The following is a 21,327-nucleotide window of genomic DNA, read 5'->3' on the forward strand; positions in this document are numbered from 1 at the left end:
TCTTGATTCGCTGTCTGGGGAGATCGAGGGGCCGCCGGAATGCCAGTTCCAGCGGCCCCGCTTGCGTGTCAGGCCGCGATGTCCTTACCGGCCGACGCCTTGGCCGCAGCCGGAGCCGCAGCCGAGCGGGGAGCGCGCATCGCGGTCGCGCGGATGGACCAGGCCAGACGGCCGGTGTTCTGGCCGACGTAGGCGGTGGCGGTCATGCCGTCGAACTCCACCGGCACGAACGGCACCCCCGGCAAGGCGGCCGGGACGACGGGCTGAGTCGGGGACAGGATCTTGACCGCCACCGTCTTCTGTCCGGCCTTGACGGTGGGATCGGCATCCATGACGGCGACCTGCCAGACCAGCTCTCCGGTGGTCTTGTCCTTGGCGTAGACCGTGCGCCCCTTGGACGAGGCGTCGAAGTCCTTGACCTGCTCGACCTCACCGACGACATAGCAGCCGTGCGGGAAAACCTGCTCAAAACGAACGGGGATGGGTCCCTGAAGGGCCATGATGAACTCCTGTTGTCGACCCCCCTAGACAGGTGCGGTCATTCCGCAGAGATGAGGTGTCTAGGGGGCTATGCAAGTAAGTTAGGCCGGAGTCAGCGAACTGTCTAGGGGGGTGGACGAAATGCCTTAGGGGAATTTCCAGAGCGCCGCAGTGGCATCGTCATGGACCTTGCCCCGAGGCCATCGGGAGCTGTTCGGATCGCTGTGCTCGGCCTGTCGGACACGGCAGATCAACTCGTCGGGGCCGTCCTGGTCGAGGATGTCGAGGAGTTGTCGCCAGGACACCAGGGCGAAGCGGTCGACGAGACGGGTCGCCCCGTCGCTCAGCAATGCCACCGCCCGCACCTGATCCACCGGGACGGCACCGGTGAGGGCCTGTTCTGCGGCGAGGGGGTCGACGGAGGCCACCCAGAAACCGCCGTCCCGGTTGCGATGATCGCGCAACGTCTCGACGTAGCCTCGAAACGCCTCGGCATGCTCGGGACTTCCGCCCGGCAGGCTGTCCATCAGCGCCCGGTAGCGCGATCCGATCTGATTCACGCGATCGTCACAGATCACCGTCGGCTCTGCCGTATCGGTGTCGAGGACAACGGCGGAGTCGGCCAGCACCAGCCATTCCAGAACGTCACCCGTACGGCGCACCATCGAGACCGTGGCCGAAGGGGATCCCGCATGCACCAGGTCACAGGTGAAATCGTGCAACGAGGCGACGTTCTTGATCGACTCGGCCAGGATCTCGGTCAAGGCGCCGGAGCTTTGAGTAACCGCGGCCAGCAGGGTCGAGCCGAGCGTGTGGGCGTACCAGGCGACGCCATGGGAACAGCCCGTTTTCAGTCCCGCCGGAGTTCCGGCACCGTCCAGGAGGACCACCGCGTCAGAAGTGGTCCCGATGAAGTCTTCATTAGGACGATTCGCGTATGCGGGTTCGGTGGCGAGGCTGAGTCGCACGTCAGTCGTCTTCGTGTCGATAGAGAGGGCTGGCCAGTTGCGTACGGACTGGCTCTCCCGTAGCGGGGTCGTATTCAACGGAGACCACCGTGGAGAAACGCTGGTCACCCACCTGACCCCAGATGGTGGCCATCTCAGAGGCGAGCAGGTCGACGACGCCGAGTGAGCCGTTGGGGTGAATGCCGGCGATGGCCAGGAACATGCCTTTGCCGTCCGGCCGAGGGAGACGGCCGAGGTAGGCCGAGTCGGTCGGCTTCGGCGGGTTGACCTGGCTACCGGAGCGATAGGCCACGTTGGTCCGGGTGTCGCGCAGCAACCAGCCGAGGTCGTCGCGCTCCCATCTGATCACGGGGTCGGTGTCGTAGGCGGTGCGCATCGCTTCGGCCATCCGGGGGCCGCAGATGACGAGCAGGCCGGGCCGGTTGAGATCGATCTGCCCGTCGACCGAGACGTTGTCGGAGGCCACGGTGAGTCCGAAGGAGCGCGCGAGGTCTTCCAATCGCTTGCCTGAGCGCATGTCGTCCAGGGCGACCACGGGCCGGTTGTGTTCTGGGTCCAGCCGTAGCGGAGTCACCACGGTCACCGTGCCGACACCGAGGAACGCCCCTTCTGGGGCCGGACCGGTGTGCTTGATCTGGTGAATGCGTCCCCGTGACAGACCGGCCTGCTCGGCGATCTGCGCGTATGAGATGCCTTGGGCGTGCAACTCCTGAATGACGCGGCGTCGGAGGCGAGCCAGTTCGGTGACCTCTTGTTGTGCGATGCTCAGCCGCTCGGTTGCGGCCCGGATCAACAGATACGGGTCGTCCATGGCGGCGATGCGCTCAAGGTCACTCGGTGGCACAGGGGTTCCCTTTCGGTGATGCTCAGCCGAGTCTAGACCCCTAGACGAAATGTCGTCTATCCCCCTTGACAGTACGGCATTGAGCTGTTCGCCGGTTTTTGGGCTGGTTGCCCGAATCGCTGAGCGTCGCTTGGGCACACCGCGCGTCATCGCACGTGCCCCGTCAGCAACTCGGCCCAAAGGTCATGCGCTTCCCTGGCGCAGGTTCGGGGAGTCTCGGTGACATTCAGATGAACGCCCTGCACAGTGCGGCGAAGGTAGGACTGCCCGCCTGCCGAGCACAGTTCGTAAATGACCGAGCGGCAGTCACAGGTCCAGGCGATCACTCGCCGTCGCCCGTCTTCTCGCGGGTCGATCCAGGTCAACGGGATGTGACCGGCCTGCAACGGTCCCACGTGCGGGGCCAGGCACCTTTTCACCGTGCAGCCGTTTTCTCGGGAGCCGGGTTAAGGGTGGCCCAGACGATGCGACCCTGCTCGTCTCCGGTCACACCCCAGCTGGTCGCCAGAGCGGCGACGAGGGCCAGGCCCCGTCCCCCTTCCTCGTCCGCTTGAGGGGGGAGGGGGTGCGGTGCGCGCTGGCCGCCCTGGTCCAGGATGCCGAGCCAGATTCGGCTGTGGGTGGCGTGGACGGCAACGGTGAAGCAGCCGCCGAACCGGCCGCTTGCGGAGTGACGGATGGCGTTGGTGGCCAGTTCGCTGACGATCAGTTCGGCGTCTTCGGTCACGGGCCAGGTGCTCAGAAGGGCGGTGACGAAGCGTCGCGCTTCGGTGATCGCCACGGGAGAGCCGGGAAAGGTGCGGGACATGCGCCAGGGCGACATAGCGGACTCCGATGTCTAGGGGGCTATACATCCACCGGGCCAGCGTATGAGTGATGCTAGAAGCATCTCAAGGAATTCGACGCATAAATGCGTCAGTCGTTAGAGGTGTGTCGTCAAGGTGCGATAGTCGGCACCGATTCGCCCCAGAAGATCCCGCAGCTGCTCGCCATAGACAGCCACCGCCGCGAACACCTCGAAGGTCTCCCCGTGAGTCGACAGCTCCCGAGGCTCCGTCAACGTCAGATCACCCGTCAGGCTCTCCACCACGCTCACCGCACCGTCATAGACCGTGAACCCATGCAGAGGGAACGCCGGAACCTGCACCGACCACGGCACCACCCCGACAGCGACACCAGGAAGCGTCGCCACCTGGAGCAGTCGATCAAGCTGAGCCAGCATCAACGCCGGCGACCCCGGCCACGTACGCACAGCCCCCTCGGTCAGCACGAAGGAGAACTCCCGGCCGGACTCGAACAGGACCGCCTGCCCCTCCACCCGAACCGCCGCAGCCCTGGCAGCGTCCTCCTCATCCACCTCACGACCGACCGCCAACGCCAACCGGGCATACTCCGCCGTCTGCAACAACGCCGGAATCATTGCCGAAGAAAACACCACCACCCGACGCGCCGACCGCAACCGGGTGACATTGGCCGCCTCCCGACCGGCAAGCCCGCCCTTGAGACGAGACACCTCATCACGCAGCCGCACCAGCAGCGCATCCAGCTCCCCGCGGCCCGCATCATCCAGGCCCAACGCCTCAACGAGACGATCCACCGTCTCCGGAACCGGAAGAAGCCGCCCCGTCTCAATCCGAGAGATCGTCGGCTGAGCCACCCCGGCCCGCAACGCCAGATCCTTCCCCGTCAGCCCAGCATCCTTACGTAGCCGACGAAACAGCTCACCCAGCGCCCGTAGGCGATCCCGACGATCCTCCACACCCAGCGTTCTACCAGCCACCTGCACGTCGAGCGCAGCCCATCACGGATCACTCCTAAATTGTTCTCATAGGCACCGACCACACCGTCCGCGAGCTACTCGGCGACATCACCGCTACCCGCCGGAACGCGGGACCGTCTCCCGCCTGATCCACTCCAGATAGTCAGGAGTGCCGGCTACGAGTGCGCTGGCGATGATCTGCGGCACCTCGTAGGAGTGCAGCTCCCGCACGCACCGCGCCAGATCCTCGAATCGTTCGGTGGTGGTCGTCATCAGCAACAGCCACTCGTCGGAGTGCTGGATCTGCCCGGCCCACCAGTAGGTCGACTCGATCGGCGCGACGACCTGAGCCCCCGCAGCCAGCCGACGCTCCACCACTGCCGAACAAATCCGATCAGCCTCATCACGACTGCTGGCAGTGACACGGACCTCGATGCAATCCGAAGTTTTTTCGATCATGCCAACACACTGCCGAATTGTTCTCATAGGTATCAAGAGCGGCGCTCCGCGCCGCTGAGCGGCCCTGCGCTCGGCCGCACGCTGCGCGTGCGGCCTGGGGGCCGTTCTCGCGCGCGGCCGTGCTCGGGCCGCTACCTCTTGACACGACCGCGAAGAGCCAGGAGTGCGAGAGCGATGAAAGCTGGAGCGCACACTCGTTGCACGACTTGTATCCAGGACCCGACAGCGTTCAGTGAAGAAGAAAGTTTTGCATTGTTAATAGACAATGAGTTCTGTATCGAGAATAGGAATGCGTCGGCAAGCTCGACTGGATTTATTAGACCAAATCTATGTATAAGTACTGAAGATCCAGTCAGTATGATAATTAGAATCATCAGTGAGCGCCATGCCCGCAGCCCGTATCCCGATACCAGCCAATACAAAGTGAGTATGATCCATTCCGAAGACGGTTTTGTCGATGCGAGTCTCCTCATCTCCATTTCGCCATAGTAGAAATCAGCGCTTCCAGGCTCATCTTTTCGGTCTTCTTGCGCTTTCCTCAATGCTCGATAAGAAGCTTGTAGCTCAGATGCCGAAGGTATTGGCAGGACGTCCGCTGAGGCGCGCTTACGCCAGCTTCGCCGTCCTACCGTTTCTGACCGGTAAGCTATTTCGCCAAGGAGAACAGCCCTCCTTGATCTGAGGACAGGAGGGATATGCATCAAGATAGGGCCTTGAATAGCGACCTTGTCTACATTTGCTGCGGTTTCTATTCTTGCCCTACGTAGATCTAGGCCGGAAAATATGAAGTTGTTTAGATCAGTGCCATTTAGCGCGAGAATCGATGGCTTTCCCTCAAAAGACAATGGCGCGATAGTGAATGGCGCGCTGCTGGAACACTGCTCAATGTTGAATTCAGATACACCGGATCGAACCTGCCCTCCGTTGGAAAACTTGCATCGAGAGAGATTCATCGTCGAGAAGCTCCCGAGGCCACTGAAGCTCAGACAGCCAACGTTCTGCAGTGACAAGTGCTTAATGTCTGCATCAAGGACTTCAATAGCTTTATCAGACGTTATCGAGTTAAGTTGAACCTCGCCGCTAGATTTCCAATTCTTGAGTTCGATAGCTTCATCGAAGCTCACGTTTTTAAATTGAAAACCGTCAAAAAGTGTTGGCTTGAATTGCTTTACGGATTGCGAGTCTTGATTGAGGTCATATTCGTGTCGGATGTTTTGAAGTTCGCATCTTCCTGTCATGGTGATATTGCTGAAGGTAACGCGCCCATGGAATATGCTGTCCGAGAAATCTGCACTCTTGAGTTCCATGTGCGCAAAGACGCATCGCCCTTTACCTTGATCACCAAAAGTGGCGCCGCGGAAATCGATTAATCCGGTAACTTCTGAGGGCTCTGATTCCCGATACGGACTTCCGAAAGCCGTAGATACGGGGAATCTAGCATCTATACAGTTCAGTCCACCAGTAATTTTTGCTGAGGTTAAGTCGAAGTGCCCTGACGCCCCTGATCCAGTTGTCGCACCTTGAAGATTAAGGGGACACTTCAATACAGCACTTCGCATGTATAGAGATCCCATTTTGGATCCAGCGATAGAACAGCTACTAGATATCTCGGAAGTAGATAAGTTAAAACTCCCTTCGATGGTAGACATCTCTATCTTTAGGTCTTTAAATTTGCAGTGTGACGCATTTATCGAAGCGAGCTTCGCTCCGCTGAAGTCCACGAGCTCATTGAATGTTCCGTCCTGTATCAAGAGCTCTTCTGCGAATTGCGCATTGGTGAAGTCTACATGGCCGTTCCATATGACTTGGTGAGCGTTAATCTTATCCGGGAATAGAGTTCCTCTACATGACGTGTGAGGCATTATTGGAAAACGTTCATAGGGACTTTTTTCTTTAACTGGCATTGCAGCCATGATTGCCGAAAACTCTGGACCAGTAATGGTAAGGCCGCTGAGCTCCAGCGGGTATTTCTGCTTATGCACCGCATGCAGATAATCTCTCCGCTGCTCGGCTGGCAAGTGTAAGTAACATAGATCATGCCCTGGAACTTTGGCGCCTGGGCACCCGGCATAACCACAGAAGTCCCAAGAGCTGCTTCCGCCTCCATTAAAATACTTTACTTTATGCTCGTGCTGCATGTCGATGATATCCATTTCTATATAGCCATGGCGAGGAATTGAAATATTGAAAGGCCCTTTGGGGGCTTTTGTAAATCGAGTCGGAGGATGCATCGGATGCAAATGAATATGAGCGGCTTTTAAGTGATGGCGTTGACTACGCACCTCGGATGAACTGCCCAAACGAAAAGCGCTTTAGCATGGATTCGCGATCAGCTTCCGCTGCTATCTGAAACTGTGGTCTGATAGCAGTTATGGAGGAGGGAGACTGCATCAGTGCTCGTGCAGCTCACCCAGCAGGTATGTGGACGGGCTTACCGAACCAATCACCACAAAGAGTATGAGCAACACACGTGGGCACTGGCAAGCCCATCTCTGTGAGTCATCTTGAGAGCCGCCGAAGTGAACGGTGGCAAGTCGGCTTGCTGCGGCCTGGTAGAAGAAGTAGCTCAAACAGCAGTGAAGACCACTTTATGGTCTATCTATCAAATTGTCATCATTTGTCCTATTTGTAGCTTATTCTCGCGCAAGAAGCTGGATAGCTCGTCAAGAATTTGGTGCGCCGACTGCCTGAATGGTCCATTATGTCCTCATGAGGATTCCTGGTCCACCTGATGGCGCCCCTTCGGTGCACTGGCCGCATTGGAGGAGAAGTCATATTGACGAACTACGAAACGATCCCCAGATAGAACACTTTGTATGGTGGTGGGAGGATATTGATACCGCTGAAACAGAAAACTATCTGTCAACCATCGATGCAGCTTCCAACGAGAGGCCGATACAGGCATTTCTCAATAACTATCCCAGAATGCTCGTTCAGCATCTACAGGGAGCCCATGGACGGTGGGCAATCCCGCAAAGCCGACTAGGTTCGGAGTTCATCCCAGACTTCTTGATAGGAGAAGCACACAGCTATGCACGTCAATGGATCCTGGTCGAACTACAGAGTCCGCAGACCAAGCTTTTTACTAAAAAGCGCAGACCATCGGAGCAGCTGGATGAAGGGATCAGCCAGGTTCTTGAATGGCGTAGATGGCTCGCAAGGAATCGTGATTACGCCAATCGCCATACCGCAGAAAATGGACTGGGGCTACTAGGTATAAATGATCGATCGAAAGGACTTATTTTGATTGGTCGGGCAGCCGATCGATCTCTACAGGATCGGGATCAACTGGAGCAACTCTGTTGGGACATGCACCTCGATATTCGCTCCTACGACTGGCTTTATCGTGTAGCTCTGCACCGAATCACTATTCGAGCGGAGATGCTCGAATCCGCTAGGCGGATAGAAGCAGGAGAGCAAAGTGCTGGGGGACGGCAATGGATCGTTGATGATGAAGCCCTTGATTGGTCTGTCTGACGACAATGTTGCCTCCGGCGGGGGCACTCAGCTCCGGGATGATTGTCGGTACACGGCCGAAGGACCGTATTTGGCTGAGGTGGGCCTGATCATCCCGTCTGCCTCGACCCAGGCAAGCCCAGCAGGCCAGCACCTCCGGCTCAAGCCCGTCTGCGACGGTTGGCATCCCATGAACGAGGAACGGCGACGGGTGAACGGACACGCGAAGACGGGCTTGCCCCTCCGTCGCCGGCCCGCTGCCGCTTCGCGGTGGGTCGAGGCAGACGGGAAGATCAGGCAGGCTGAGGTGTGTGCGTCCGCACGAGGCGCGACTGTCTGCGAGTACGGCACACATCATCGAGATCATGTCCCACCAGTGACGGATTTCTAGTTGCAGTTCTAGTTGCAATCCAGCCCAGTTCAACCCCGTTCCGGAGGGACCGGCCGCGCCAGTTGGTCCAGGTGGGACTGATCGGAACGGGCAAGATCAGAGCTGCTAATGCGGTTTAGGTTTAGCGTCATGCCGTGCCCGTTGCGTGCCCATCAGAAGGGTTAACAAGGGGGACTCACGGACACAGCGCGACCGCCGCTGACCTAGGAAGTAGCAGGTCCGAGAGTCACGTGCCGAGATCTTCCGAACCGGCTCTTCTGATCATCGAAAAATCGAAAGCCCGCCGCCCGGCAGGCAGATGAAGCGCACATCGTCAGGACCGCGGGTGTTCCACGCCTCGTAGTGGGAATCGGGCTTCACGGTCAGGTGTGTCCCGGTGTCGAAGACCAGCCGCAGCGCACCGGACTTGAAGGCAACCGCTGACACGAGTGTCGCGCCGAAGAGAGCCAGGGCCGGCGCCACCTCCTGGCGCTCAGGGGCCAACTGGACCGGTTCCGCGTCGGGAGCGCTCAGTGAGCCGCTGGTGAGGGTCGCCGTGGACTCGATGGTCACCTGGGCGTCACCGTCGAGGAGCAACGTCAGCTGATAACTCACCTGGACCTGGACCACCCGCATCCCCCGGTAGGGCAGAAGCCAACGATCCTCCAGCTCGGCCAGATCTGCCGGTGTGGTCACGGTGCCGTCTGAGCGCATGACCGCTTCCCGGATCAGCGGGTCGGCAGCCGCACGATCCTTTCTCCGGCGGTTCACCGAGATCACCATCCGAAGCGTTCCGTCGCCGTGCGGAAGCACATAGGCGAGGACCTTGTACTCCTGGCCGTCCTCACCGACGACGTTCTCCCACTCCTTGTCGTCGTTCTCCTCCATCACGGCAAGCTCGTCGTAGCGCGCGACACGGCGCCACCGGTCCAGGTACTCCTCCGCGATCCCCGCCGCGACCTTCTCGTTCAGCTTCACCGGATCATCCTGCCGCTCGTGCCATTAGCGTGCCATTAGACCGGGTGACGAGGGGTTAACCACGGTCACTCATGACCGGCCGAACGCCCAGCTCAGCGCCCCTACAAGCTGTGATCCATACACTTCCCAAGCTGATAGCGAAGGTGAACCTTCCTGGCCAAGGAGCTTTGAAATCGGGCATTACCTACGCTGGCCCCATGGATCCTCAAGCCGTGGATTGGGCATCGATCCCAGGACCGAGGTGGTACCGGCCCGAAGCAGTCGCGGAGGCCTTCGCCAACTTGATCAGGAGTACTCGCAATGACCTGGACCAAGGAGGCGGCGTTCGATCAGCTGTAGGAAACGATCACGCAGGGACGCTCTATCCAGCAGCCGTCGTAGGAACCGACGTGTTGCTGGAGGTCATCGTCAAGCATCCAGGGCCGCCGAGGCAGGCTGCCCTTTGTGTCCTGCTCGATTGGTGGGGATGTTTTCAGCCTGAACCAGGCTTCGAGTCGTACACCGACCAGCAGGGAGAGACGATCGATGTCATCGCGGCGATCGTCGAGCGAGTTGGGCAGGCGACTCGCATCCTACGAATGATCGCGGAACAGGACCCTAAGACACGTGGCCTCAGCCGAGAGTTGATCAGAGCCCAGAGCCGGGGGTGGACGCTCATCGAATAGGACCCTGCGTGGCTGATCGCTGCCGCCGACCTGCCTAAACTCGTCCGTATCGTGAAACGCAAGCTGAAGAAGATCCAGTACCGGCCATATCTGCTCACCGGCTGCCTGGCACAGACCGGGATCACCCTCGACATGACCGACTCTACGAATTCAACCTGTGTAGCCCTGCGCACGCTTGAGGAACCTCCTTCAGGTTCTTCGCGTCTGGGCATCAGAACATCAAGACATCCCTTACTCTGCCTACTAAGGCATTACAGGGCTTGCTGTCTGGCCTCGATCACTTCTGGCGAGGCCACCTTTCATCGGACTGCATTTGCCCAGCGAGACGAGTTCCCCCGTGGCAGACACCAGCACATGCAAGTTGCTTAAGTATAGGCGGGCCAGTAGTTATGGATTTCATCGAGGAGTTCATCAACCGATACACCAAGGAGTATGACTTCTATGCACAAGTGGGGCGCATCGCAGCTCAAGAGCTTGAGACAACACTCCAAGCGGCAGGAATTCGATCTATCGTCACCCACAGAGCTAAATCAGTCTCACGTCTTCGAGCTAAATGCGTCCAGCGACACACGGCCGATGGTAGATACAACTCCGTCGACGATATCTACGATGACATCGTTGATTTGACAGGCGTACGCGTTGCGCTTTATTTTCCGGCGGAACGGACCCAAGTTGATGGAGTGATCAACAGACTGTTTGACGTACAAGAGAAGAAAGAGTTTCCATCACCCGATGCCAACACTAAGGGTAAGCGCTTTACTGGTTATTCGGCTCTCCACTATAGAGTGCAACTCAAGGAGCGCCATCTGAGCGAGCCGGACAAGCGATATGCGCGAGCCAGGATCGAGATACAAGTAGCATCTATATTAATGCACGCCTGGTCGGAGGTAGAGCACGATCTGATCTATAAACCGCTAGCAGGAGAGCTGTCCGACACCGAGCACGCCATTCTAGATCAGCTTAACGGCCTAGTGATCTCTGGTGAGATCGCCCTGGAAATGCTGCAGAAAGCGGGTGAAGCCAGGGTCACGGTAGATGGCCAACCGTTCGCGAACCACTATGAGCTTGCAGCTCATCTGATACGCCTCGCAACGGATAAAACAGAAGATCCGATCAGCGAGTCCGGCCTAGGGCGTGTTGATCTGCTCTTCGAATTCACTGCTCGCTTGGGCCTTAACACCTCCCAGTACCTCGCCCGCTACGTAGAAGCACTGCACGGGAATCTTGAGGAACGACCACTTGCGGAGCAGATCAGCGATGCTCTACTAGCAGAAGACCCTACTCGCTACGAATTGTATAGAGTACTGCAGGCGAAATACGGATCCGCGGTCCCAGAAGATGCCTCCGACCGTCAGGAATACCATCGCCAGTTGGGCATTTTCCTGGATCACTGGATTGACCTTGAGCGCCTGGCTCGGGAGCTTGCTGTACCACTTGAGGTTCGCCAGCCAGCCATGCCAACCTCTGCGTTGTTCACGCGCGCGAGGGTGCTTCCTCCCAACATGATGCGAGAGTTTGACCAGCTGCGGCGCCTAAGAAGCTACGCAGTGCACGGAGTAGAGCCCATAGAAGCAGCCGTCCTGGCTGAAGCATCACAACGTCTCGATGCGATAAAGAGAGAGATTCAGGAGCGAGCTGCCAAGCTTGCTAGCGAGGATCGCAAGAAGCAAGAAGACTAAGACTTGCTTAGACACGGACCAGGTTGCAGCCCCCTAGGAAGTCTGCTCACCATCCCTCATGGTTCTCCGACGCGCCGTCCATGCCGTCGCTTCGCCCATGACGATGTCATCGACCTGCCGCACCAACTCTGATTTCTCCGCTTCGCCCCGGCGCTATTCCGGTAAGAGACGGTAGGTATGGATCACGCGTCCGAGTTCCGCCCACGCGCTCGAAAAGGACAACCAGTTCTCGTGCTAGTCGAAGATTCTCCGCAGACCGGCGAAGATCAGCGCAACTGCGCCCATACCCGCGGTCACCCATGCCGGCGCCTGGAGAGCGGCTGCCAGCGTGGCGGCGGCCGTCGTCAGCAGGATGAGTACCTCGGAGCCCCAGTGCAACCGCCGTGCCCGATCTCGATGTGCGGAGTACCAGTTCTGCTGCCGCAGCGCGTAGGCGAGCGCGGGATCCGGCGCGTCCCAAGGATCGTCAGGCATTCTGGCGGACATGATCCATCTTTCTCTCATGCCCTGCCTCAACTGTCCAAGCCCTTCACCTGCACCAACTGGAGGGGCGTACAGGAGTCGTGGCGACGTTCCCAGGAGTGTCCCCAGGATGAGCGGCTTGCCTGTACTCGTAGTGGGTTGCAGTTCACCGCCGTACCAGCCCGTTCAACCTTGGCCGCTGGGCCGTGTTGGTCCAGCTTGAACTGATCGAGACGGTCGAGATCCGAGCTGCTAATGCGGTTTGGGTTCTACGGCGCCTTTTTGATCATGTGGCGCATCAATCAAGATCCGGAAAATGCGCGGAACGCGGATACCGCACCCGGGAACATCGGATGCCTTAACCGCAGGTCAGCCTGTCGTCCGGCGTACGAACAACGCTCCACTTCTAATCCGATGGTCGTGGTTCGGCGTAAGGCAGCTCACGCAGATCTGATGGGATATGTGCGGGATGATCTTCTGTGATAGGAGCCCGCAAAGATGCTTCTATACTGGTCAGAGGCACTGTCGTCGCTCGAAACGCAGCCCTCTTGAAAACCGCTAGGCCGGGTGACCGGTCTCGTGGGTTCGAATCCCACGCTCTCCGCTCAGCTCGGAAAACGGCGTCTGACCAGGGACTTCCCTCGGAGCAGGCGCCGTTGATCGTTTCCAGGGTATGCAGCCGTAGGTCACCGTGAGCGGCTCTCGGCCGGTGTTCGCGGAATGATGGTGGTCGCGTTTCCCAGGTGGTTGGCCTCGATGTCCTGTTCAGCGAAGCTTGCCGACGCCGGGATCAGGCTCACGTCGGGGCGTACCCTGCCGACCAGGTTATGGCCTGTACCTGCAAGTTATGCCAAACAGTGAGGCGGCGGACGGCGGAAGAAGTCGGCGCACTTCGCAGGTCCCACCTGATGCGCCGCAAGCCACATATACGATCATGAAATGAAGCTGGTCTTCTCGCCCTTACGGCGTCGTCGCGCCGCCCACCAGGGAACGGGCGAGGGCGAGTTGGCGGCGACGCCCATTCTGGACTGGGAGCATCCCCAGGTATTGAGGTTGGCGAGCGAGGCCCGGCGTGAGAACACCGGGACGGACCGGGGTCTTCTGGTCACGGCTCACCGGCTTATCGCCGCCCGGGTGCGTTCGGTGTATGCCATGAACGACACGCAGCCGGTCTCCAGCCCGTCTCTCTACCAGAGGCCACGGACCTCCTGCGGGGTCGGAGAACTGCACGGGATAATCCTCAGATATGTCTCATTAGCGCACACCGGTGTCTATAATTTCGTGATGAAATACTACGTGTCGCATGCTCTGTTTTTGGCTGTAATTCTGCCGCTGCTCGGCGGATGCGGCCTTGTCGACAGTGTGGCGGAAAAGAAGAAGTATGGCGTCCCAAGTGAAGTCATGGAACCTACGATAAAAGCAGGCAGTCACATAACGGTGACCCATATCGGAGGGCGATACGTTCCGAAGCTCGGTGACATCATCCTTTTCGAGACCCCCGAGAATTGGGATGATAAGGGGGTACGCGTCTCGCGAGTCATCGGGGTTCCAGGGGTTGCTGTGGAGTGTTGCGATGGCAAAGGACGAATGACTTTGAACGGATACCCCTTGGAGGAGTCCTACATCAAGGAGCTTCCCGCTTCTCGCCTTGCCTTCGGCCCAGTGGTCGTTCCCGAAGGGCGTGTTTGGGTGCAAGGAGATAACCGGCACGTTTCTCTCGATTCGCGCAGCCACTTTCTCGACCCGAGTAAAAAGCAGGAGGATGCCATGATTCCGGTGTCCAGCGTCATCGCGATCGTGGACCTTGCCGCCGTTGAGTGAGGGGCACGGGGATAGAGGGAGGTTGACTTAGGCGGATCCGGGCAGCCGGGCTTTTGGGATCGGCAGGGAAACCGGTTCCGAATGCTCCTAGGGATCTTTGGGATCATTCGGACATATAAGTCATCCGTGCCTCAGTCTCCCTTTTATTAGCCGTACCTTTCTGCTTCCGACTTCGAGTGCGTCGGAGCGAGGTACTGGTCAGGCGGTAAGTCGGGTCATACGCTCCAATCGTGGCGGACATCGGCTATTTCGAGGCTTGGCAGATGTGGCTGGACGGTAAGTCCACCTTGGGAAACGGCATGTTCGGCCTGCCGATGATCTGGTGGGGCAGGGCCGGAAAAATCGCGGCCTTCGTCAGTGGTATGACGATCCTGCTCGACATCGCGGGTCCCGAGCGTCTCACGTCGTTCGCAGATCGGCTACACGCCCTCGTTCAGGCTCTCTGGAGCCGCGCGTTGATCTATTCGTTTTCGGTCGCCTCGTTTGTCATGGCGTTCGGCTGGGTCGCCATATGGGACATCGTATGGAGCATTGACATTCCCGTACCGGTCGCTGTCTCCGGCTTGGATGTGCTCGTCGGCCTCCTCAGGGTTGTCGCCATCGCCGCGCTGTGCTTTCTGCTCCCCCTGGCTGTAGCTGGAACCGTACTTGTCATCGACAAGGTGTGCGCGAAGCTGCCCATGATCTTCACGCATCCTCGCGCGGTTCACATCCGTATCGTGGCGGCCGCACTACTGATCGTCGGTTTTCATTTCGATCTGCTTGCCTCGTAGCTCGTTCCCAAGAGCTTCTTCTACGACCGGGCTGCCAGGGGTGAGACCTGCTGTGTGGAGAGAAACGGTGCAAGCAGTGTGAAATTATCTGGCCAGACATGGCCTGGCCATTCGCTGCTACAGAAGACTTCAGCCGTGTCGACCGAGTTCGGTGAACCCAGTGAGAAGAGGCCCGCGAGCCGACCGGTGCTCAAGGTGGTACTCGCATGGTTCGTGCTGTTAGCGCTGGAGTACTTCTGGATCCCTGTGTTCAGGGTGTCCTGGTTGTTCGCTTGGCTTGCGATCATGGCGTCCTGGTTGTGGGTGATCAGTCGGTCGACCGCGGTGGTGATGAGCTATCTGTCCCTCAGGGACTACGGCCGATGTGTCGCTGCGCTGTTGCTCACTCTCGGCGTCGGAGCGGTGGCCAGGACCGCTGACTGGGAAGCTCTGTACGCGGAGAGCCTGATCTGGTCGCACCAAGCCGCATTCGCCCAACTCGCCGTCGACCACGGCAATCACCGGCCGCTCACTGTGCCCGGGTGGATGGAGTACCTGTCGATAGACGGTCAGGTACGGCCACAAGGCGACACTCTCTACCTGCCGGTATTCGAAGATTGGCGGGCAGAGACCGGCAGGGGCGTCGCCTACATACCGGGTTCCGATGGTCGAGGTACGACGATCCAGACGGCGAGCGGTGACCTCGGCAGTGCCACGCACGATCTTGGAGATGGTTGGTGGTGGGTGGAATAGACGTCAGATTGATCTTCTGATCGGTGCATCGGGTGATCCGTAGAGTTCCAGACACTGTCGCCGTGCGTTGCCCCGACGCGTTGCCGTACGGCCCACCAGGCAGAGGCGGAGGGTTTCCCGGGAAGGGCACCATGAGAAGTATGGCCAGCTCACGCGAGTCCACTTTCTGAGAGCCGATGAGTCGTGTAGCCCAGGATCGAGCTGGACTGACATGACCGGCTGGCTCGTTCATGATCTGCGTGACGAACCGAGGAGGCGCCGAGACTACATGCCGATGTCGGGTGAGGTGAAGTAGGCGGCGCTCTCAGCGTCCGCCGGGTAGTACGACTCGATCGCGACCTCGTCCAGGGTGATGTCCATCGGAGTGCCGAACGTGGTGGTCGTCGAGAACAGTCGCAGCTCCCGCCCACCGAAGTTGAAGATCATTGGGATGGCGACCTCGGACTCGACCGGTTTGCTCGTTTCCTCAGAGTGGGGGGCGAGGAGGTCCTCGTAGAGTGCGGTGAGCTCGGGGTCGGGAGCCGTGGCGAGCTGTCGTGTGATCCGGATACGCAGTAGCGCACGCACCTGCGCCAGGTTGACGATGTGTGGAGCGAGCCCACGCGGATCCAATCCCAGCCGCACCATGTTGATCGGCGGGGCCAGCAGGTCGGGGGCGACGCCGGCGAGGAACGGGTCGATGGTGCGATTGCTCATCACGATGTTCCACCGACGATCGACGGCCAGCGCCGGATACGGCTCATGCGCGCGCAGTACCCGTTCGATCGCGCCCCAGGCCGCTGACAGCGCCTCCTGATCGAGCGGTCGCTCGGTATAGCGGGGCGCGAAGCCGGCAGTCAGCAGCAGCCGGTTGCGCTCACGCAACGGCACGTCGAGCTGCTCGGCCAGCCGCAGGATCATCTCGGCGCTCGGGTGGGACCTGCCGGTCTCCACCAGGCTGACGTGACGAGCCGACACGTCGGCGGCGATCGCGAGATCCAGCTGGCTGAGTCGCCGGCGATGTCGCCACTGCCGTAGCAGTTCACCCACCGTGTACATGAACGTCGATGCTACTCATCGAACAGCCGAACGCCATGAAATGGGATTTCATCGACAACCACCCCGGAGGTGGAAACACTGCTGCCCATGACTACGCAGAACATGGCTTATGACAACAAGAGCATCGTCCAGCAGGCGCTGACGGCACTGGTCGCGACCGGCGACGTCGACGCGCTCGCGCCGTTGCTGAGTGACGACTTCCTCCACCACCGGCCGGACGCGACCTTCCATACGAAGCCGGAATGGCTGGCCGCCGTGGGTGCCGCGCTCGTCCCGCTCGCCGGTATGCAGGTCGAGATCCAGCACGTGCTGGCGGACGGCGAACACGTCGTGATGCATTCGCGGCGTCGGCTGCCCGGTGCAGGGCCGGAGATCACGGTCGTCGACATCTGGCGGCTCAACGACGGTCTGATCACCGAGGCGTGGGAGATCATTGAGCCGACCTCCCACGCGGCCGCCAACCTGAAGTGGTGGGAGATTCGCTGATCGCTGACCGTACGGCATACCGGTCGACTGCCCGCGCCGTGACGATCTCGCGTTCGCGCTGAGCGGGGTGGGGCGCACATCTCCGCGTCACGCCAGGGGCGATAGGGGACGACAGCGACCGCCCGGCGCTCCCGGGTGGGCGGGCCGGGGCGAGGCGCCTCCGTGAGACTGTCCGGCCTACGGTGTCCTTTCGACGGCCGGCACTCGATTGCCCGCCTCGCGAGGCATCAGCAGGAAGACCTTGGGGGACAGCCGGTCCATGTCCCCGCCTCTGCCGAACACCAGGCCGGCGGCGAAGTCGACGAACTGTTTCGCCTCGTCGTCCGTGAGCCCGTTGAGATCCATCACCACGGGCATGCCCGTACGGAAGAAGTGTCCGACGTAGATCGCCTCGTTGTAGTTCTGGGGACGTAGTGTTTTGACCACCGGACAAGTCTCCACCGTCCGTCACACCCGTCAAGGTGTCTTCTGCTTGGAACCCGCGAATATGTCGCGTACCCGGGAGTGATCGCGTGACTGAGTCCGGCAGGCTTCTCCACGTCATCGTGTGCGCGGCGGGCGCCGCCCGGGACGTCGGCCGTCTCGTCGCCCTCGCCCTGGACGAGGGCTGGGTCGTCCAGGTCGTCGCGACCCCGTCCGCGCTGGACTTCATCGACGTCCCCGTCCTAGAACGGCAGACCGGGCGTCCCGTCCGCAGCCGATATCGAAGGCCGGACGAGCCCAAGCCGCCCAGGGCCGACGCGATCATCGTCGCCCCCGCCACCTACAACACCGTCAACAAGTTCGCCCATGGCATCGCCGACACCTACGCCCTCGGCCTCCTCGCCGAGGCCCCCGGTCTCGGCATCCCCGTAGTCGTCCTCCCCTTCGTCAACGACGCTCTCGCCACGCGCGCGCCGTTCCGCCGGAGCGTCGAGAGCCTCAGGGCCGAAGGCGTCCGCGTCCTGCCCAGCCCTTCCGGACCCGACCCGACCGACACCGGAGACGAATGGGCCCTCGCTCTCCAGGAGATCTCAGGGAAACGGCCTCGCCCGATACGCGGCGGCCGCCCATAGCGCGGGGCGAAGAGTCGATGCCATGGGTCGCGTCGATCCCGGGGATTATCGGTCTGCCTTGGAAAGGCATTACGTGTCCGCGATTATCGGGTGATGCGAGATCACCCCTGGTTTTCGCGGCGCATGCCTTCTTCTGAAGTTATCCGATTTCGATCGGCCGGCTCACGTCTACTCCGACTTTCGGACCCTACAATGACCCGTGGAACAGGGGGTGAGTATCTGAAAGGACCAGGAAGACAGCGATCATTTGTGGTGGTCGATCCCAGACTGCCCTCGGAGATCGCGGATTTGTTGCGCGCGAATCCCTCCCTGCTCGGGCGCATACGGGCCGGTTGGAGGCCACCGGAGATTCCGCGAAGGAAGTCCGTAGATCTCCCGGCTGCCGGTGGCATGTTCGCGGGGGTCGGCTTTCTGATGGTGCTTTTCCTCGGAGGAGGAGCCTGGCTCGCAGTGCTGCTGCTCATCATGCTCGCGTACTGCCTTCACCTCGCGATCAGAGCCGCCGGGGATTCCGAGGAGAGCGCCACTCCGGAACGGGAACTGTACGCTCTCGCGGACCGCTACCGGGATTCCTATCTTCTGTCCGATGACTTCGACACCGATGCGAGCCGCCTGCTCGGCCGGGCGCGGACGGCGGTCGACTCCATCCTGCGATCGCGTGTCAACGCCGAAAGGCTGCTTGACGACGTACGGAACGCCGTCATGCTGCCGTCGCAGGAGTGGGAGGTCGCGCGCCTGTTGGCCAAGCTGTCCTCCCTGCGTGGAGAACACCGCGATCTCGTGCGTGGTGGGGTCGCCCGGGAGGTGGCGGCGGCGATGGAGCCGCTGGAGCGGGTACTCGCCGGCAGTGAGAGCGCTGTCATCGCGAAGGTCGAGGCGTTGGAGCGCTACGCGGCTCATGTCGCCGACGCCGAACGCGCCTACCGGGCCCGTGGTCAGATCGAGGCGCTGGTGGAACGGTTGCCGCGCTATGAGGAGTTGTTCGTCGAGTCGGGCGCCGACGCCCTGGGCATGCCTGAGATCGGATATCTCGCGGGTGAGGCCGATGAGCTGGAGCGGGCGTTGCGCGCCAGCATCGGTTCGGCGCACGAACTCTTCCTTCACCTGGACGGTCCTTCGCCGCTCAGGGGAAGATCATCAGATGATCGCCCGTCGCGCGGGGACAGTCAGACCGCACCGGGAGGCGTTCAGCCGCATCCTCACCCTCGGCCGAACAGGCAGTAGGCGGCCGTCGCGTCGTCGTGGGTTTTCGTTCGGGGCCGGCGGGAGCCGTCGGAATCGGCGTTCTCCGCCTCGCGGACCCTGCGGATCAGCTCGCCGGGTCCTGAATGTTCGAGGACGTCGAGGGCCTCGCGCCAGGTGGCCAGCTCGAACAGGTCGACGAGCCGGGAGGCTCCGTCGCTGAGCAGGGCGGCTGCCCGGACCCGGTCGGCGGGGAGCGTGCCGGTGAGCGACCGCTCGGCGGTGAGCGGGTCGACGGCGGCGATCCAGAAACCGCCCTCGCGGTTGCGGTGGTCCCGCATGGTCTCCACGTACTCCCGGCGCGCGGTCACGTGCTCGGCGCTTCCGTGGGCGAGGGTGTCCATGGCAGATCGATGCGCCCTGCCGATCCGGTTCACCCGGTCGTCACAGACGACTGTCGGCTCCTCCTCGCCGACCACGTCCAGGAGGAGGACGGAGTCCGACAGAACGAGGAAGTCCAGGTTGCCCGCCATACGACGGACCATGATCACTGTGGCGGACGGCGATCCGGGATGGGTGAGGTCGCAGAGGAAGTGGTGGAGGGAGGCGACGGCTTTTATGCCGTTCGCGAGTATCTCCGTGAGCGTTCCCGAGTCCTGCGTCATGCCCGCGAGGAGGGTCGAGCCCAGGGAGCGTACGTACCAGCCGACGCCGTGAACGCATCCGGTCTCCGCTCCTGCGGGGGTGCCGGCGCCGTCGAGGAGGACGAAGGCGTCCGGGGTCGCCCCGAAGAAGTCCTCGTTGTCTTCGCTGTCCGTGCTGTCCAGGGTGTCCGTGATATCTGTGGTGTCCGTAGTTTTGTCGGCGTCCGCGTTCTGCCTGCCGGGTGCCGCTTCGGTGGCGAAGGTGATGCGCATCGGGTCGGAGCTCCTCGTGCTGGACGGGCGTGCGCGTTTCCCTCACGAGTTCCCCGGTTGGAAGGGCGTACTCTCGCCCACTCCGCGCGGGATGTCTGCGGCGTACTCTCGCACGCACTCCGCGCGGGACGTCTTTCGCGGCTTACCGCCGTGGCACATCTTCAGGCCTTCGGGGCGTCCCGTACGGCGAGTCATGGATCCGGGGCGGGGCGTCACCGGTCCTTCGAGGCAGGCGCACCGGTGCGGGGACGAGCGAGGCAGATGAGCCGGGCACGGAAAAACCAGGGCACGGAGCCGCCGGGGATGGGACACCGGAACGCGGCGACCGGGATCCGGGGCGCGGGACGGACCATCGAAGAGGGGGGATCCTCGGTGGAGATGGACCCTCAAAGGGGGCGGATGTCAGTACGAGGGTTCGGAAATGGACTCGGCCCGGTAGACGTCCAGCGGTCCCTCCTCGTCCTCGTCCTCGCCCACCTTCCTCAGCAGCAGGGTTCTGCTGCCGATTTTCAGGGAACGTTCGCCGTTGATCTCCGTGGACGCGAACACCGTGACCGCGTGACCGTGCATATCGCGCACCTGGTCGTATTCCGGCCCGTCAGGAATCTCCAATTTGATGCGCCTCATCTGGAATGTCACTCTTCCAGTGTGAAAGCCGCGGCCTAGAAAATCGATCGTGCGTATGACGATATTTGGCATCATTTTTGACTGAAAAGGTATGAATGTAAGGCCCCTCCCGGGGTCGGGTCGCACGGTCGGCGGTGGCCGCCGTACCGGCGCGCCGCTCGGCCGCTTCACCCGGCAGGGGAGCGGGTCAGGGCAGGGGATCGATCTCGATGTTCTGGTCGTACTGGACGAGCTCCGCCCCGCGATCGGTGAGGATGGGCCACTTGGTGGCGCGGGCACACCAGACGACGTGTCCGGCCGTGATGTCGCGCGATCCGTCGAGGATCTCCGCGATGTCCCCGACCTTCCCGTGGGTGAAGTCGTCGATCTTCACGCCGGGTGTCGTGACGAGCTCGAACAGCTCCACCTGGGTCGAGATCGGGGAGATGGACAGGACAGCCGCGAGACTGGTCGCCGGGACGCATATCCCGCCGCCACGGAAGAGACACATGGCCGCGACGCTGCGGGAGTATTCGGTCTTCGCTACCGCGATGTCGACCAGTGCGCTCACGTCGAGCACTCGACCGGGAAGCATGG

At 61.0% G+C, this 21,327-nt stretch carries 23 protein-coding genes; 8 read left to right on the forward strand and 15 right to left on the reverse strand.

The annotated features are described in order from the left end of the window. Positions 1–68 precede the first annotated feature (68 nt). The 8 genes from ABZ664_RS23425 to ABZ664_RS23460 all read right to left on the reverse strand — a co-directional run bounded on the left by ABZ664_RS23425 (position 69) and on the right by ABZ664_RS23460 (position 6,663). Positions 69–500 carry a plasmid replication, integration and excision activator gene (locus ABZ664_RS23425; RefSeq protein WP_362513570.1) on the reverse strand — a complete coding sequence of 144 codons (432 nt, stop codon included), beginning with the start codon at positions 498–500 and terminating at the stop codon, positions 69–71. A gap of 126 nt (positions 501–626) precedes the next feature. Beyond that, a complete protein-coding gene (locus ABZ664_RS23430; RefSeq protein WP_362513573.1) occupies positions 627–1,448 on the reverse strand; it encodes a protein phosphatase 2C domain-containing protein in 822 nt (273 codons plus the stop codon). A 1-nt stretch (position 1,449) separates the two neighbouring features. Beyond that, positions 1,450–2,292: a sigma factor-like helix-turn-helix DNA-binding protein gene (locus ABZ664_RS23435; protein ID WP_362513576.1), complete on the reverse strand. Its 843-nt coding sequence runs from the start codon at positions 2,290–2,292 to the stop codon at positions 1,450–1,452. Positions 2,293–2,707: 415 nt separating this feature from the next. Further along, complete coding sequence (locus ABZ664_RS23440) at positions 2,708–3,115, reverse strand: ATP-binding protein (RefSeq protein ID WP_362513579.1); 408 nt, start codon at positions 3,113–3,115, stop codon at positions 2,708–2,710. A 99-nt stretch (positions 3,116–3,214) separates the two neighbouring features. Further along, a complete protein-coding gene (locus ABZ664_RS23445; RefSeq protein WP_362513762.1) occupies positions 3,215–4,021 on the reverse strand; it encodes a helix-turn-helix transcriptional regulator in 807 nt (268 codons plus the stop codon). Further along, a complete protein-coding gene (locus tag ABZ664_RS23450) occupies positions 3,979–4,104 on the reverse strand; it encodes a hypothetical protein (RefSeq protein ID WP_362513771.1) in 126 nt (41 codons plus the stop codon). The genes ABZ664_RS23445 and ABZ664_RS23450 overlap by 43 nt, the downstream gene beginning before the upstream one ends. Positions 4,105–4,165: 61 nt before the next feature. Next, on the reverse strand, positions 4,166–4,537 hold the full coding sequence (gene cutA / locus ABZ664_RS23455; RefSeq protein ID WP_362513582.1) for a divalent-cation tolerance protein CutA: 372 nt from the start codon (positions 4,535–4,537) through the stop codon (positions 4,166–4,168). Positions 4,538–4,641: 104 nt separating this feature from the next. Continuing rightward, a complete protein-coding gene (locus ABZ664_RS23460) occupies positions 4,642–6,663 on the reverse strand; it encodes a pentapeptide repeat-containing protein (protein WP_362513585.1) in 2,022 nt (673 codons plus the stop codon). 556 nt (positions 6,664–7,219) lie between these two features. Between ABZ664_RS23460 and ABZ664_RS23465 the strand changes: the two genes are divergently transcribed. After that, positions 7,220–7,987, forward strand: coding sequence for a Shedu anti-phage system protein SduA domain-containing protein (locus ABZ664_RS23465; RefSeq protein WP_362513588.1), 768 nt, complete (start codon positions 7,220–7,222; stop codon positions 7,985–7,987). A gap of 631 nt (positions 7,988–8,618) precedes the next feature. Here ABZ664_RS23465 and ABZ664_RS23470 read toward each other — a convergent pair. Then, positions 8,619–9,314 carry a DUF6188 family protein gene (locus tag ABZ664_RS23470; protein ID WP_362513591.1) on the reverse strand — a complete coding sequence of 232 codons (696 nt, stop codon included), beginning with the start codon at positions 9,312–9,314 and terminating at the stop codon, positions 8,619–8,621. Between the two features lie 1,054 nt (positions 9,315–10,368). Between ABZ664_RS23470 and ABZ664_RS23475 the strand changes: the two genes are divergently transcribed. Continuing rightward, positions 10,369–11,658, forward strand: coding sequence for a RelA/SpoT domain-containing protein (locus tag ABZ664_RS23475; protein WP_362513594.1), 1,290 nt, complete (start codon positions 10,369–10,371; stop codon positions 11,656–11,658). A gap of 234 nt (positions 11,659–11,892) precedes the next feature. Here the strand turns inward: ABZ664_RS23475 and ABZ664_RS23480 are convergent, their stop codons facing one another. Next, on the reverse strand, positions 11,893–12,132 hold the full coding sequence (locus tag ABZ664_RS23480; protein WP_362513597.1) for a DUF4231 domain-containing protein: 240 nt from the start codon (positions 12,130–12,132) through the stop codon (positions 11,893–11,895). Between the two features lie 927 nt (positions 12,133–13,059). On the opposite strand from ABZ664_RS23480, the gene lepB reads away from it, so the two are divergent. The 3 genes from lepB (at position 13,060) to ABZ664_RS23495 (ending at position 15,446) form a co-directional block, all read left to right on the forward strand. Beyond that, complete coding sequence (lepB, locus tag ABZ664_RS23485) at positions 13,060–13,941, forward strand: signal peptidase I (RefSeq protein WP_362513599.1); 882 nt, start codon at positions 13,060–13,062, stop codon at positions 13,939–13,941. A gap of 230 nt (positions 13,942–14,171) precedes the next feature. After that, complete coding sequence (locus tag ABZ664_RS23490) at positions 14,172–14,714, forward strand: hypothetical protein (protein ID WP_362513602.1); 543 nt, start codon at positions 14,172–14,174, stop codon at positions 14,712–14,714. A gap of 135 nt (positions 14,715–14,849) precedes the next feature. After that, entirely contained in the window at positions 14,850–15,446 is a 597-nt protein-coding gene (locus ABZ664_RS23495; RefSeq protein ID WP_362513605.1) for a hypothetical protein, read from the forward strand. A 264-nt stretch (positions 15,447–15,710) separates the two neighbouring features. On the opposite strand, the gene ABZ664_RS23500 is transcribed toward ABZ664_RS23495, so the two are convergent. Then, the gene (locus ABZ664_RS23500) at positions 15,711–16,484 is read right to left on the reverse strand and encodes a helix-turn-helix transcriptional regulator (RefSeq protein ID WP_362513608.1); all 774 of its coding nucleotides are present in this window, start codon (positions 16,482–16,484) and stop codon (positions 15,711–15,713) included. A gap of 87 nt (positions 16,485–16,571) precedes the next feature. Here ABZ664_RS23500 and ABZ664_RS23505 point away from each other — a divergent pair, with 87 nt between their 5' ends. After that, positions 16,572–16,970, forward strand: a complete 399-nt coding sequence (locus ABZ664_RS23505) for a nuclear transport factor 2 family protein (RefSeq protein ID WP_362513611.1) — start codon at positions 16,572–16,574, stop codon at positions 16,968–16,970. 177 nt (positions 16,971–17,147) lie between these two features. Here the strand turns inward: ABZ664_RS23505 and ABZ664_RS23510 are convergent, their stop codons facing one another. After that, complete coding sequence (locus tag ABZ664_RS23510) at positions 17,148–17,396, reverse strand: cell division protein SepF (protein ID WP_362513614.1); 249 nt, start codon at positions 17,394–17,396, stop codon at positions 17,148–17,150. Positions 17,397–17,482: 86 nt separating this feature from the next. Between ABZ664_RS23510 and ABZ664_RS23515 the strand changes: the two genes are divergently transcribed. Both ABZ664_RS23515 and ABZ664_RS23520 read left to right on the forward strand, forming a co-directional pair. Beyond that, entirely contained in the window at positions 17,483–18,025 is a 543-nt protein-coding gene (locus tag ABZ664_RS23515) for a flavoprotein (RefSeq protein ID WP_362513617.1), read from the forward strand. Positions 18,026–18,475: 450 nt separating this feature from the next. Further along, entirely contained in the window at positions 18,476–19,249 is a 774-nt protein-coding gene (locus ABZ664_RS23520) for a hypothetical protein (RefSeq protein WP_362513622.1), read from the forward strand. On the opposite strand, the gene ABZ664_RS23525 is transcribed toward ABZ664_RS23520, so the two are convergent. The 3 genes from ABZ664_RS23525 to ABZ664_RS23535 form a co-directional block, all read right to left on the reverse strand. Further along, positions 19,225–20,124, reverse strand: coding sequence for an integrase (locus ABZ664_RS23525; protein ID WP_362513625.1), 900 nt, complete (start codon positions 20,122–20,124; stop codon positions 19,225–19,227). The two genes, ABZ664_RS23520 and ABZ664_RS23525, sit on opposite strands and share 25 nt — an antisense overlap. Positions 20,125–20,526: 402 nt before the next feature. Next, the gene (locus tag ABZ664_RS23530) at positions 20,527–20,763 is read right to left on the reverse strand and encodes a hypothetical protein (protein ID WP_350942075.1); all 237 of its coding nucleotides are present in this window, start codon (positions 20,761–20,763) and stop codon (positions 20,527–20,529) included. A 175-nt stretch (positions 20,764–20,938) separates the two neighbouring features. Beyond that, positions 20,939–21,325, reverse strand: a complete 387-nt coding sequence (locus ABZ664_RS23535) for a hypothetical protein (RefSeq protein WP_350942077.1) — start codon at positions 21,323–21,325, stop codon at positions 20,939–20,941. Between the last annotated feature and the right edge of the window lie 2 nt (positions 21,326–21,327).

Origin of the sequence: Streptosporangium sp. NPDC006930, from assembly GCF_040635605.1 — a bacterium.
GTDB lineage: Bacteria > Actinomycetota > Actinomycetes > Streptosporangiales > Streptosporangiaceae > Streptosporangium.